General features: G+C 57.8%; 11 protein-coding genes and 1 tRNA gene. 4 read left to right on the forward strand and 8 right to left on the reverse strand.

Going from position 1 to position 13,026, the window contains the following annotated elements:
- Nucleotides 1–31 precede the first annotated feature (31 nt).
- Complete coding sequence (locus ACR3ZL_RS10760) at nt 32–406, forward strand: phospholipase D-like domain-containing protein (RefSeq protein ID WP_473653155.1); 375 nt, start codon at nt 32–34, stop codon at nt 404–406.
- A gap of 205 nt (nt 407–611) precedes the next feature.
- Here the strand turns inward: ACR3ZL_RS10760 and ACR3ZL_RS10765 are convergent.
- Nucleotides 612–685, reverse strand: a tRNA-Val gene (locus ACR3ZL_RS10765).
- A 130-nt stretch (nt 686–815) separates the two neighbouring features.
- Here ACR3ZL_RS10765 and ACR3ZL_RS10770 point away from each other — a divergent pair.
- Nucleotides 816–1,775, forward strand: coding sequence for a class I SAM-dependent methyltransferase (locus ACR3ZL_RS10770; RefSeq protein WP_486173442.1), 960 nt, complete (start codon nt 816–818; stop codon nt 1,773–1,775).
- A 115-nt stretch (nt 1,776–1,890) separates the two neighbouring features.
- Here the strand turns inward: ACR3ZL_RS10770 and ACR3ZL_RS10775 are convergent, their stop codons facing one another.
- Nucleotides 1,891–2,706, reverse strand: a complete 816-nt coding sequence (locus ACR3ZL_RS10775) for a methylamine utilization protein (protein ID WP_486173443.1) — start codon at nt 2,704–2,706, stop codon at nt 1,891–1,893.
- A gap of 347 nt (nt 2,707–3,053) precedes the next feature.
- On the opposite strand from ACR3ZL_RS10775, the gene ACR3ZL_RS10780 reads away from it, so the two are divergent.
- Nucleotides 3,054–3,299: an FmdB family zinc ribbon protein gene (locus ACR3ZL_RS10780; RefSeq protein WP_473653151.1), complete on the forward strand. Its 246-nt coding sequence runs from the start codon at nt 3,054–3,056 to the stop codon at nt 3,297–3,299.
- A 257-nt stretch (nt 3,300–3,556) separates the two neighbouring features.
- Here the strand turns inward: ACR3ZL_RS10780 and ACR3ZL_RS10785 are convergent, their stop codons facing one another.
- The 5 genes from ACR3ZL_RS10785 to ACR3ZL_RS10805 form a co-directional block, all read right to left on the reverse strand.
- A complete protein-coding gene (locus ACR3ZL_RS10785) occupies nt 3,557–4,069 on the reverse strand; it encodes a hypothetical protein (RefSeq protein ID WP_473653150.1) in 513 nt (170 codons plus the stop codon).
- Nucleotides 4,070–4,208: 139 nt separating this feature from the next.
- On the reverse strand, nt 4,209–5,486 hold the full coding sequence (locus ACR3ZL_RS10790) for a DUF1559 domain-containing protein (protein WP_473653149.1): 1,278 nt from the start codon (nt 5,484–5,486) through the stop codon (nt 4,209–4,211).
- Between the two features lie 123 nt (nt 5,487–5,609).
- Nucleotides 5,610–6,122, reverse strand: a complete 513-nt coding sequence (locus ACR3ZL_RS10795) for a hypothetical protein (protein ID WP_473653148.1) — start codon at nt 6,120–6,122, stop codon at nt 5,610–5,612.
- A 557-nt stretch (nt 6,123–6,679) separates the two neighbouring features.
- Nucleotides 6,680–8,203 carry an MFS transporter gene (locus ACR3ZL_RS10800; protein WP_486173444.1) on the reverse strand — a complete coding sequence of 508 codons (1,524 nt, stop codon included), beginning with the start codon at nt 8,201–8,203 and terminating at the stop codon, nt 6,680–6,682.
- A 217-nt stretch (nt 8,204–8,420) separates the two neighbouring features.
- Nucleotides 8,421–10,100: a glycoside hydrolase family 10 gene (locus tag ACR3ZL_RS10805; RefSeq protein ID WP_473653146.1), complete on the reverse strand. Its 1,680-nt coding sequence runs from the start codon at nt 10,098–10,100 to the stop codon at nt 8,421–8,423.
- A gap of 251 nt (nt 10,101–10,351) precedes the next feature.
- On the opposite strand from ACR3ZL_RS10805, the gene ACR3ZL_RS10810 reads away from it, so the two are divergent.
- Nucleotides 10,352–11,311: a phosphoribosylaminoimidazolesuccinocarboxamide synthase gene (locus ACR3ZL_RS10810; protein ID WP_486173445.1), complete on the forward strand. Its 960-nt coding sequence runs from the start codon at nt 10,352–10,354 to the stop codon at nt 11,309–11,311.
- 604 nt (nt 11,312–11,915) lie between these two features.
- On the opposite strand, the gene ACR3ZL_RS10815 is transcribed toward ACR3ZL_RS10810, so the two are convergent.
- A complete protein-coding gene (locus tag ACR3ZL_RS10815) occupies nt 11,916–12,923 on the reverse strand; it encodes a DUF1573 domain-containing protein (RefSeq protein WP_473653144.1) in 1,008 nt (335 codons plus the stop codon).
- Nucleotides 12,924–13,026: the final 103 nt, after the last annotated feature.

A 13,026-nucleotide genomic window follows, 5' to 3' on the forward strand; every position in this document is an offset into this window, starting at 1 on the left:
GCCATCTACGAAATCAACAAGTTCACCGCGTTTGGAACTGTTGACCGGGCATCCGGAACTGATGTTGTGGAAACGGCTCTCGACTCGGATTGCGGGTGCCACGAACGTTGATGTGCTGGCTTCGTTTCATCCCAAGGCATGGCGAATCATGGATGAGCATGGTTCACTCGTCGCGGTCGGTAGCAGCAATCTGTCGAAGCCCGCCTTGCAAACGGGAATTGAGTGGAACTTGCTTTGTTCAAGCCATGAAGGCGAGGGCGTGCCGGACGATTTCGTCCAGGCGTTTGGCGAGGTGTGGCAGGCCGCGGCCCCGCTGACTGCCGATCTGGTGGAACAATACCGGCTGGAAGCGAAAGCGTATCGCAAGGAACACTTTCAAGCCGAAAGCATCGACCGCAACCGCTAATTGCCATGCACCCGGCAGATTGAAGGGCGAGGTCAGAGTGGTAGCCGTCCGCGTTTATTGCTGATTGACCGCCGCAGACTCTTTGTCGAGGAGGCGGGAGCCCGGGAATGAGGTAAGAGGCGTGAAGGGCTTGGTGTTGGGGAGTCTAGTTGTGCAAAAAGCCTGACTGAAATTGCTTTCAGGCAGGCTTTGGGATGCATTGAAGTGGGCGATACAGAATTCGAATCTGTGACCTCCGCGGTGTGAACACGGCGCTCTAACCAACTGAGCTAATCGCCCTTGGGGGTGAAACGACTTCCGCTGGGTGCGGTCGTCTTGTTTCAGGGTGCTGAGAGATTATCTTTTTGGGAGAGTTTGGGCAAGCGTGTTGCCTGCACACGTTGGTTCTCTTTCTTGGTCAGGTTCCCTTTTGTCTCGTCGCTATGAATTGATTGATTTCGGCGACGGTCGGAAACTGGAGTCACTGGGGGGCCGTTTGATCGATCGGCCGAGTCCGGCGGCGGTGTCGGCGGCGAAGCGGGAACCGCAGTTGTGGCGAAGCGCGGATAGCCGGTTTGATCTAGAGGCGAAGGCTTGGGACCATCGCTCGCCTTGGCCTGACGATGGCACGATCGAGGCGATTGGCGATGACGGCGAGCCTTGGTTGCAGTTCCCGGTTCAGCCGACTCCGTTTGGGCACATCGGTGTCTTTCCTGAACAAGCGGATAATTGGCGGTGGCTGCAGCGGCGAGCGGTCCAGGCGGATCGGACGTCACGGTCGTCTTCGCGATCTTCATCAGCCCAGGCGTTGAACTTGTTCGCTTACACGGGCGGCTCGACGATGGCGCTCGCTCGGGCGGGATACCACGTGGCGCACGTGGACGCGGCGAAGCCGAACGTGGAGGCGGCGAAGCGGTTGGCGCAAACGAATGGACTGGGTGAGGCTCCGATCCGCTATCTGGTCGATGATGCGATGGCGTTCGTGCAGCGTGAGATCCGGCGTGGGAATCGCTACCACACGATCGTGCTGGATCCACCGGCGTACGGGCACGGTCCTAAGAGCAAACGGAACCGTCGTAAGAAGGCGGTTGATGGGGAATCATCGCGACCGGCCAAACAGGCGAAGGCCTGGCGGATCCAGCGAGATCTGCCTGAGTTGCTGACCCAGTGTTTGGATCTGCTATCGAGTCGCTCGTTCCGGATTTTGGTCACCGGCCATTCGGCGGAGATGGACCAGGGTGATGTGCTGGACTTGTTGCAGCGGAAGATTGGCAACCGCCGGATCGGGCGATTGCAGCCGGATTTCGAATCGGGCCGAATGCGGATTCCCGATCAAACCGGACGCCCGCTGGATGCGGGGTTTTTCGTCCGGTGTTCGCTGGATAGTTAGACACGGGTGCGTGTTAGCACGGCACCCGTGTTGTTGATGGATGCGTGCGAGGACGGCATCCAGAGAGATTCCGATAGGTAGAGATGCGTGCTAGCACGGCATCCTACTTATGGGGTCAGTCGGCGGAGACAGCGTCGGCGGGGACCAGGATGTCGCCTAGGTCGTTGTCGCCGGCTTTCAGGTCGACTTCGAAGCGTTGACGCTTCCAGTCGGTTTCCTTACCGCCCACTTTGACTTCATCGAGCTTGCCGCCTTCGTAACGAACGGCGAAGGTGATTTCCTTGCCTGCTGGGAGTCCTTCGATGATGATGTTGCCATCGGCGTCACTGACGTCGGCGAAGGGGTGTTCCAGGACCACGACGTAAGCACGCATCCAAGGGTGGATGTTGCAGTCGACTGGAATCGGTGCAGGTTCCGCGTCGCTGAGGTCAACCAACTTTTCTTGACCGGCGGGGATCATCAGGTTTTGGGCTGTGTTGCGAATGAAGTTCAGGTTCGCGTTGTGCCCGACTTCATCGGGGTTGGTGATCTTCAGCTTGTCGCCGGTTTGGGCGAGCACGACGCGTGGTTCGAAACGACATTGGTCGTTGGCGAGCACGAGGGTTTCGTTGGAGGCTTCGGTCTTAGGCAAGTCCTTGCCGCTGGAGCGGGTGTAGACGTGAACGATGACGTTCTTGATGCCCTTGTTATCGGGGTTAACGAGCAGCTTTTCGTTGGGGATGGGGTGTTTGCCGCAGAATTCAGCGTCCTTGTTCGGGTCGATGTTTTCGACTTTGGGCGGGGTGCCATCGTAAACGAATCGCATTTTCAGCGTTGCGTCTTGGGCGGATGCGGTGCCGACTGAAAGGCCGGTTGTGACACAAGCGGTGGCCGCTAAAGCGATACTGAGTCGACGAAAGATCGATTGAGTTCGGGTGGTTTGCGTAGGCAAGTGGGTATCTCCGGGTGTAGTGGGAAGGACAACAAAGGTGGGAAGGGAAATGGAGGTGGGATGCCAGAATTCGGCCGGCTGGGCCAGTGTACGTGTGGGCCAGTGTACGTGCTAATGTCGTGCCAGTGTATGGACCCGCATGCGGGGCGATCTATGGTGCACAGAGACCCGATGGCACAGGAAACCAATGGCACAGGGAAACGATGGCACTGGGGAACCGATGTTTTGTCGGTACCCTTCACGGTGGAAAACGGCTTGGTGTGTATTGTAGACCTTACGGCTAGAATGTCCAATCAAGTCAAGTGTCTAATCATGTCACCCCAAAACAACCAAGAGGAGCTTTCCTGATGCCACTGTACGAGTTTGAATGTGGAGTGTGTTCGGCAACAAATGGAGTTTCGACGGCCAAAGAAATTCTGGTGCGTTCGGCCGACGAAGCGGTGGTTTGCCCGGATTGCGGGAGCGACAAGCTGGAGCGTTTGATGAGTGCGACGGCGGCACCGGCGAGCGGGCGATCGTTGCCGATCGGCGGGCCAAGGCCAGCGGAAAATTGTGCGGCCCCGCGTTGTTGCGGCGGCGGTTGCCAAATGTAGGCAGTCGCCGAGAACCCAGCCGCGATCCGGGCTGAGGACTCGCGAAGGCCAAGCAAGCGAAGGTCAGGCGGGCGAGGGTCAGGCGGGCGGATGGCAATCCGGGTGCAATAAAAAACGGCGGATGATTCATCCGCCGTTTCTGTTTCAGAGCCGAGGTGCTTCCCGGTCAGATCAGCGAGTCGCTCGATGGGCCGAGCGATCGTGATCCGGCGTGGATGTGAAGCCATTTGGCGTGATTCGCCGCTTCGGTCAGTTCGTTACGCTTCGTCTTTCTTCTTGCCTTTTCCCTTGCCGGCGGCGCCTTTGCCACCTTTGCGAGTTTGGAATTGGCGACGAGTCTTTTCAGGCATCGCTTCGAGTTGCTCTGGGGTGAGCACTGCAGCGACACTCTTTCGCAGAGCAGCGTTGGCCGCGGTCATCTTGGCGATCAACGCAGCTTCTTCGCTGGTGACCGATTCGCTGGCTTTGGCAACGAGGTCTTTACCCTTGGCACCTGATTCGCGAGCTTCCTTCATCGCGGTGGCATATTTCTTTTGCACTTCGGCGGTGAGTCCAGCTTCCTGCAATTCTTTTGCGGTGGCTTGGAACTTTTCGGCAGCGGCTTTCACCTTGGCGTTTTGGTCGTCGGTCAGGCCGGCGTCCTTAAGGCTGGTCATCATTCTCTTGACGACGGGGTTGCTGCCTTTATCGCCCTTCTTCTTGGCGGGCTTTTCGGCGACGGACGACACGGTCATGAGGGCGACCAAGGACAAGGCAATCAGAGTTCTCATGTACATCGTTCCTTTGGAACAAACGTGGTGGAGTGGGGAACCGGAAGCGGTTTATGGTATGACATAAAACCGCCGCCGGGTGGAAGTTTCGCCCCTTAGGCTCTGATTTTGTGAAATTAGGCAACTCAGCCGATGTTGCCTAGAATTCCTGGTCAATCGTCTCGCGCGACGCACGCGTGCCCAGGGCTCCCCACAATCCATAGGGGCTAACCGAACCAGGAGCACTGTGACCGGTGCCGTCTTTGTGGACGTTGGCGTCGTGAACATCGCCGGCTTCGATCGAGTCGGTCAGGAACTTCACTGCCCCGTCGCCCATCAAGACGTGGACGCCGCCTTGGTGCCGGCTGCTGGTCGATGCCATGCCGTCTTGCATTGCGGTGCCGCCGAAGCACAGTTCGCGGTTAGGTGGCAAGATCGTGTTGAATCCGCCGAAGGTGGTCGCACTGGATGCCCAGCGGTAACCGCGGCCTTCGTCTGAATTTGCCAACGTCGAGGCGGCGGCGCTATTCCAGAAGCTGGGGCGGGTTTCGTCGATGTAGCCTTCGTGCACACACAGGTCTGGTTCTTCGTGGATCTCTTCGGCGTGGCCATGTCCGTGATCGTGGCCATGTTCAGCCGAAGCGATCGTGCGGATGTCGTTGTCGCCAAGGTCAGTCGCGATTTCGCCAGCGAAGATCGTGTTGGACAGGCCATCAAGTACATCGCGGAATGCCGTCTTTTGGTGAGCGACAAACGCTCCGCGACAAGCCGCCCGTGCTTCCTCGGCGTGGGGTGCCAGGTTGGCGTCGAGGGTGATCGTGTATTCGGAAACGTCGTCGGCGTAGTTCACCAGTCCAAGCGGGCCGAGGTGCATGTAGTGGCTTGAATCGCCAAGGCAGGCAGCGTAGTTGGTGCGGCCGAAGCTAGGCAGTCCAGTGCCGGGGTCGCTGGGGCATCGCAACGCAGGGATTTCAGTCGTCCATGGCTTGTAGTTTTGCTCGTCCGTTTCGGCACCCATCGGTTGCCAAACTCCATCGAGTGGGTTGCTGATTTGTTCCCATATCGCTTGCTGTTCGAAGAACGGAGTGAGGCCGACCCAGATCGATAGGTCCATGCGGTTGGTGCGGTTGCTGCCGACTGGTGCACCGTCGGCCCAGGTTCCGCCGCCGTGCATGGGAAGTTGGTTGTAGGCGGAGTGGTAGTTGTGGATGGACAGCCCGAGTTGTTTCAGGTTGTTGCTGCAGCTCATCCGGCGGGCGGCTTCGCGAGCGGCCTGGACGGCAGGAAGCAACAATCCGACAAGCACGCCGATGATCGCGATCACAACGAGCAGCTCAACGAGCGTGAAGCCGTGTGGCTTGTTGCGAGCGGAACGAAAGGAGCTGTTGGACGGTTGGTGCGCAGCGGGAAATTGAAAACGTGAGGTTAGGTTCTTCATTGGATAATGCCTGGAGGGGCGAATAATGGATTGGGTAACAATTAATAAATCTTGATCATGCCGGCGTCGCGTTGAATCAGAACGCGCAGGCATCACTGTTTTTCAGAGAATGAAAAACGATTGTTAAACCAATGAAGAAGCGGGTGGCCCGCGAGCTGAGATACCGCTGGCGAGCGGTTGGAGCGGCCAGCAAAGATTGCCGCTGAGTAGAAGATCGGTGTCGCAAACCGGTGCCATCGCAATGGCTGCGTGGTCGGTTGCTGAGGCGACGAGAGACGTGCCCACGCAAAGTGCACACAAACCAACGCAATCCGCATGGGAATGGGTGGCGGTCAGTTCGTCGGGGGAAGCGACCGTCAGTAGATCGCTGGCCGTGGGGGCCGGTGCGTGTTCGTGAGTGTGGTCGCAGCCGCAATGGGAATGGGTGGCGACGGCGGTTGGTTCCGCGAACGCAAGTGCCTTGTCCGCGAGACTGGCGTCAGCGTCGACGTTGGCGGCTAAATCGCCCGGAGACGCGGTGCAGCAACTCGAGTTCTGGAGACCGGTATGCGAATGATCGTGATGGTGCAGTGCTGGCAAAAGCCAACCACCGACCACATAGGCGATCAAAGCGATACGGGAAATCCAGGGGATCATGGGTGAGGTGCTGGCTGATTTGCAGTGGGAAAGGAGGTTCGGTTTGGTTGAAGACGCCGATTTAGGGCGGTTGGTTCTTCAATTGTTCTCAAGATAGGTGCGATGAAGACATCTTGAAAGTGGATTATTGCATGGTCCCGCGAGTTTTCTGGGAATCAAAACGCTCTCTTCACATAGGGATTACGCGTTGATCGGGGTGGGAGACCGCCGTTGGGGCGGTGGCTTGCTTGCTTTTTGTTGTGTGGATTCAGTGCTGAGCCCTCACCCTCGCATTCGCCTGAACGGCTTTGCTCGACCTCTCCCCGCTTCGCCGGGAGAGGTTTTGGGTGGATTTCCTCGTCGGAATGCGAACTTGAAGAACCCCGCCCTCTGGGAGGGGTCGAGCGAAGCGAGGGGGAGGGTGGGTTTCTAGGTTGCTGTTGTATTGGTGTGGATTTCGTGCTGAGCCCTTACCCTTGCATTCTCCTGAACGGCTTTGCTCGACCTCTCCCCGCTTCGCCGGGAGAGGTTTTGGCTTGCTTTAAACGCGGTGCGGCACTCGGGTGACCGCGACGAAATCATTCGCTGACCGGTTGTTCTACCACGGGGGTGTCACCGGTTTTGGTGCGGTCCCAGAACGCGACTAGGAAGAGGACGAAGATGGCGGCGGCCATGATGGCGGGGGAGATCCAGAAGTCTTGCCACTGGCTCATCGTTTCGTTCAGGATGCCAGCGTCGACCGATTCGGGGATGTCTCGAGAGAACATCTTGGTGAATGTTTCCAAGAACGACGAGTCTTCCGCTTGGCCGCGGGCGGCGCCGAGGGCTTCGACGTATTGCGGGGCGGACGTGACTTGCTTGCCGTAGTCGCCGAAGGTTAACGCTAGCGGAATTCTGCCGAACAAGTCGCCGCCGGCCATGATGCGGTAACCGAAGAACATGCCGACACCTTGGGTCAGGAAGACAAGCAAGCCTTGAGCTTGACCGCGGATCGCTTTGGACGCCTTTTGGTCGGTGTACATGAAACCGGTTACGAAGAAGAAGTCGTAACAGATCCCGTGCAAGGCAACGGCGAGCAACAGCATCCAGGTCGTTTGCTCTGTCGCGGCGTAAGCGAACAGCAGGTAACGAACGAACCAGCATGCCATGCCGATCAGGATCATGAGCTTCACGCCGAGTCGACGGAAGAAGAACGGGATCAGCAGCATGAAGAAGATCTCGGACATTTGCCCGATCGTCATGGTGGCGCCCGGTTCAGCGAACCCGGTTTGGTTCAAGTAGGTCGCAGTCATCCCGTAGTAATACGCCAGCGGAATGCAGATCAGCGTGGAGCAAACGGCGAAGACGAAGAAGTTCCAGTTGGCGAGCAGTTTGAATGCATCGACCATGAACAACGATCGAACGTCCATCGGTTGACCACGCAGCGGCGGCGGAGTGTGAGGCAGTGCGAAGCACAACAATCCGAGTGCCAGGGAGCTGCCAGCACCCAACCAGAAAATGTTGTAAGACGCCGACCAGCCAAGGATTCCAAGCGTCAGTCCGGCGACGATCCATCCGATCGTGCCCCACACGCGAATCTTGGGGAACTCATCCTGGCTGGGGATGTGTGTGAACGCGATTGTGTTGCCAAGTCCGAGAGTGGGCATGTAACACAGCAGATAACCCAGGATCATCCAGACGAGTGTCTTGCCGGAGCTGTTTTCGTTGGCCTGCATTTCCAAGAACGCGGCGGGTTCGTACGTGCCAGCGGCTCGCATCGAGTCGGCGGATTGAACCGCGAACTCGGAAGCCGATTCCGCCACGCCAGGGATCATGAGCATGATGACGCCACCGATCAGCATCAGCACGCCCATGACTTTTTCGGATGCAAAGAACCGGTCCGCGATCAGCCCAAGAAACAGTGGAGCAAAGATCGCTGCGATCGGGGCTGCTTCATAAGCGCCGCCGATGAAGGCACCAAGCAAGTGTGTGTCCATGGCTGCGGATAGCGTTGCAAACCAGGCTCCCCAAGCGAAGAACTGCAGGAACATCATTGCGGAGAGCAGCATCACGATGGGTGACTTGCGGGGTTCCACAGCGGTGGCGTGAGTGGTGTCGTTCATGTTGTTTGAAGACCGGCGTAGAAATCGGGCGGGTTGGAAACCGGAGTTGAGCCTTGGTGGGGGAAGGGCTCAGGCGGGAGTGAACGGTGTGTGTAAGCGGGAGGTCTTAGGTGTTGTGGCGTCGCGGGTCGAATGTCTTGGAAGCTGGAATTTTGGGAATTGCTTCGCTTGATAGTCGCGTCGATCGAGGGCGTGATATCTGAATTACGATCCGAGTCTACATCAACACTTCTTCGCGAAGTTCGGTCAGGTAACGAAGCATGGGGCGGGCGTTGCCGGCACCGTCGATCACGCCGGAGTGCGGTGTTAGGTGAGGAAGTTGGTCGGACCAACCATCCCAAACAACGGCATGAACAATTTGCTTGGCTAACAACGTTTGGACAAGCGGGCGGGCGAATGCGTATTGTTGGTCCGCCCATGCTTTGGATTGGCATTCGCCATCGAGGGTGCCGTTCATGCCAGGCGATAGTGCAACGGGCGACACTTTCATACGAGCGTCGGCGTCCTCGCCCGGGGCGGCGGGAATGGACAGTTGCACCAGCAGTGGTGAGTTCAAGGTTGCCCAGCGATCGATCAGTTGGGCGAAGTCCACCGGCGAGCGCGGATGGGTTTGGCCTTTGGAGTAGCCGAAGCGGAAGTTCAGGCCGATGCCAGCGAGTCCCAAGCCGCTTCGCAGCAACGCGTCGGCAAAGTGAATCGGTGAGATGCCGTTGGCGTGACGAGCGAGGTACTCGCCACACGGTTGATCGATCGACATGATCACAGGCGTGTTGGGATCGCATCGCCGAATCGTTTGCAAGATGCCGATAGAGAACCGCATGATCTGTTCATCGTCCAACGACAAGGGCCCGACGATGTTCAGTCCGGCGGCGGCGTTCCACAAGTGAACTCGTCCGCGAAACTGGTTCACCGTGGCTTCGACGAACTGCGTCATTGCGGACAACAGTTGTTCGAAATCATCGCCCAGCAGTGATAGCCAATCGGGAAGCAAGCCATCACGGTGATCGATGATGGGGCCACCGATTACACGAGTGCCGGATTGTTCGCATGCTTCGAGCACGCGGGTGACGGGGCCGAAGTCGTTCGCGCCAGAATCATTTTCGATGTCGCCCCAACTGATCCGAACCGCGGCGGCGTTGAACGCTTGCCCGATACCGTCTTCGCCAAAGCCCGGCACTGATTCACATGCGGACAGATCACTGATGGTGTCATCGGGATTGGCCGTTGATGCGGCTTCGGCGCGAGATGCGGGGCAAACGCCCACGGCCATCATGGTGCTAAGCCGAGGCTCGCGGGTTCGCCGGAATGCCATCGACTGGGTTGCAAACAGTTCGCCCAGTTCGGATGCGGCTTGTTCGAGTAACCCGATTGCTTTGATCGCCGACTGGGCCACGTCGGCTTCGAATTCAGGTGTGTCGCTTTTCAGCGAAGTGTTGGTGGGCTGGATCGCGTCCAGGAATGCCGTGACACCTTGATTGAGCGATTGATGAAACTTGTCGCTCAGAACCAGTCCGCCACGTTGCCAGGTGTCAGCCTGGATACGGACTCGATGGCAACTGCCGCGGGCCAGTTCGATCAACAGGTTGTGTGGCGCCTCGACGCATCGCAGCGAGCACGTCGTTAGGACGCGGTACCCGATGCCTTCGACCGGACAGGTCAGCAACAGTTTGGCGGATGTGTCGACGGCTCGATTGATCGTCAGGACGCCGCCGCTACGGCTTTCCGGTGCGTGAGCATGGGCTTCGGTGGATATCACCGAAGGGTCATTGTCGGGATGGAAAATGTTCCGACTTTGCCAGGGGACGCCCTCGATGCCGCACAGGTACGCTTCTTGCCAATGACATTCGTGAAAGAATTCGGATGCCGCGTCGGGGACATAGAAATGCATTTGTCCCATGGCAGTTAGGCTTCTCGCTCGTTACTAGGTCACACTGGTCAGGACGCGTCAGAAAAACTCTGTGGGGATGCGGGCTCAATCGATGCCCGAGCACATCTTACTCGCTGGAGAGGCGACTCGCGAGAAGGGGGCCCGGCGGCAATGGCGAAAGTTGTCGTACAGTGGTGCGAGTTATCAGCATTGGTGGAGATATCGGGCCGTGTCGCGGCACCGGTCTGGTAAAAGCGGTCCGGCTATGCCAAATTTCACTTATGAATAGCCAAGCCCCATCAAATAGCTCAAACGCACCCTCGGATGTCTATCGATTTGATTCCGAGGGGGCGCTACTGGAAACGCATCTGCCTTTGCCCCGACGCCAGGGGAAAGTGCGAGACGTCTATGACCTGGGCGACGATTTGTTGATCGTCAGCACGGATCGGATCAGTGCGTTCGACTACATCTTGCCCTCGGGGATTCCCGGCAAGGGTGCGTTGTTGACGGCGATGAGCCGATTTTGGTTTGAGCGGATGGACGATGGGTCGATCGGTGGCGGCAAGATTGGCCATCACCTGATCAGCACCGATGTGCCTGATGCGGTGGCCGAGTTGGTGGATCCAGAACCGCTGCGTGGTCGCGTCATGGTGGCTCGCAAGGCCGAAGTGGTGCCGTTCGAATGCGTGGTCCGAGGTTACCTGGAAGGCAGCGGCTGGCGAGCGTATCAGGATTCTGGCGAAATTTGCGGTGTGGCGTTGCCATCGGGTTTGCGCCAGTGTGATCAATTGGCCTCGCCAATTTTTACTCCGTCGACCAAAGCCGAAGCCGGCCATGACGAGAACGTCTCGTTCGATGTGATGGCCGAAGGTGCGGGCATGGAAACCGCATCGGCGCTGCGTGACTTGAGCTTGATGATCTATCAGGACGCGGCTCAGATCGCGTCGCAACGCGGGATCTTGATTGCGGATACCAAGTTCGAGTTTGGCTGGTTCACCGAAGATGGATCGAAGAAGCTGATCTTGATCGACGAAGTGCTGACGCCGGATAGCTCACGCTTCTGGGCGGCCGATGAATACGAACCGGGGCGTTCGCAGCGATCATTCGACAAGCAGTTTGTGCGAGAATGGTTGCAAGCATCGGATTGGGATCGGAATAGCGAGCCGCCAAAGTTGCCTGCGGACATCGTTGAGAAGACAGCCGCGCGTTACCGCGAGGGATTTGACCGATTGGTCGGTTAGTGTTGCGGGCCTCTCGTGATCACGCCTTCGATAAAGAGATGGCGTTTAAATCCTAGTGGCATGACGCGAGCCCTCTGGTTCCTTGTCGAGCAAGTTGGTTGGGTTGTGCGCGAATCCGTCTTTCGGTGCAGCGGTGCGCATACGGTGTGCGTAAACGATGGTTCGCAGGATGTGATGCGTCGTATTCGGTGCATCGCTTTGAGAGCGTTTTTGAAAAAAATGTAGCCGGTGTCGCCAGACTCCGGCGCTCTGAAGCCTGTCGAATCCAGCTACAAAGACCAATCACGTAACGCCCCAAAAGTAGGCCGGATGAAGGAGGCTTTGCGACGCCCATCCGGCAGGCGCATGATTGCCGGAACGTCGCTGCGCTTGGTCCGGCCTACGAACCACAAGCTGAATTCTGGCGAACCCAGCTATCGGGATCGGGCACGTCAAACATTCAAAATATTTTAGTGTGTGATATTCGGTGCGACACCGAGCGGCTTTCGTTGCTTCACCCAAAGTTGGGCGAGGCCACGAAAAAAGGTCGCTGGAGAACCAACGACCTTGAAGCGATTTCGATTGCAGCGGTAATGAAAGCCCGCCGCGAGTTAGCTAGCTGTGTTTAGCGAGCGGCGACTTGTTCGACTTGAACGTCGGCGGTCAGGATCGCTTTCGCGGTCACGGCACCATCGCCAGCGGTCTTGATCACGATCGGTAAGCGTTGAGCTCCCTTGGCGGCGGTCGGAGTCATCTTGACCGTGACGACGTGGATCTTCTTCGCCACGCCTGTGTTTTCGAACTGCATGTCCCAGCCTTCGCACTCGATCGAATCGATGGCGAACGGTTCGCGGCCGGTGATCACCAATCGCTGAACGATCTGTTGTCCTTGTCGGACGGTGCCGAAGGCGATCGATTGTGGCGAGATGTTCAGGGCGGTGACGACGGTACCGGAAATACGAAGCGGCACGCGAGGCATGCTGCGGTCGTTGGTTTGCACGATGACTTCGTCTTGGAAGAAACCTTCGGGGGCATCTTCACGAACTTGCACGGTCAATTCGTAGGTCGCGTTCTTGGGGCCGCGTTCGACTTGTTTGAACGATGGAACAAGCCAAGGTTGGTTGGCCCGCATGTCGACAACTTGCCAGTCATTGCGTCCGGCGTAGTAAAGCTTGGTGGTCCCGTTGCGGGCTTCGCCTTGGTTGACTTTGCCCATTTCGATCGCACCGGGGTGGAAGACCATGTCGCTGCGGATGTAACCGTCGACCTTCAAGAGCACTTCGGTGTAGAACGGCTGATCGATGACAACGGTTAAGGTTGCACCCTTCTTGCCACGGAAGGTGGGGGTGTTGAAACGAGCCAGCAGGGTTCCCTGGCCACCAGCCGGAATGTAGTTGCTGCTTAGGATGGGGGTTGTGCACCCGCACGATGCACGCACCGTTTGGATGTGCATGTCGCGGCCGGTCGTGTTGTAGATCGGGAAGGCGAATTCGGTTTTCGAAGCAACCGCTACGGTGCCGAAATCATGGCTTTTGATTGGGAAAGCGGTATCCGTCCAATCCCCCCAAGCGTTGACCGAGGATGCAGCAGTTAAGAAACCGACGCAAGCCAACCAAATACACGAACGCAACATCAGAAGTCCCTTCCAGGAGACAAATCGGGAAAACCAGGCCGGTTTTAAAACACGGTAAATCAGCATCACAATAGTATAGGTGTTTGGGACATCGACAAGGTAG

The organism is Rhodopirellula sp. J20-39 (assembly GCF_057365095.1).

Bases quoted from the DNA above. Each gene is read 5' to 3' on its own strand.
- ACR3ZL_RS10780 (WP_473653151.1), top strand. From the start codon at position 3,054: ATGCCACTGTACGAGTTTGAATGTGGAGTGTGTTCGGCAACAAATGGA.
- ACR3ZL_RS10785 (WP_473653150.1), bottom strand. From the start codon at position 4,069: ATGAGAACTCTGATTGCCTTGTCCTTGGTCGCCCTCATGACCGTGTCG.
- ACR3ZL_RS10790 (WP_473653149.1), bottom strand. From the start codon at position 5,486: ATGAAGAACCTAACCTCACGTTTTCAATTTCCCGCTGCGCACCAACCG.
- ACR3ZL_RS10795 (WP_473653148.1), bottom strand. From the start codon at position 6,122: ATGATCCCCTGGATTTCCCGTATCGCTTTGATCGCCTATGTGGTCGGT.
- ACR3ZL_RS10800 (WP_486173444.1), bottom strand. From the start codon at position 8,203: ATGAACGACACCACTCACGCCACCGCTGTGGAACCCCGCAAGTCACCC.
- ACR3ZL_RS10805 (WP_473653146.1), bottom strand. From the start codon at position 10,100: ATGGGACAAATGCATTTCTATGTCCCCGACGCGGCATCCGAATTCTTT.
- ACR3ZL_RS10810 (WP_486173445.1), top strand. From the start codon at position 10,352: ATGAATAGCCAAGCCCCATCAAATAGCTCAAACGCACCCTCGGATGTC.
- ACR3ZL_RS10815 (WP_473653144.1), bottom strand. From the start codon at position 12,923: ATGTTGCGTTCGTGTATTTGGTTGGCTTGCGTCGGTTTCTTAACTGCT.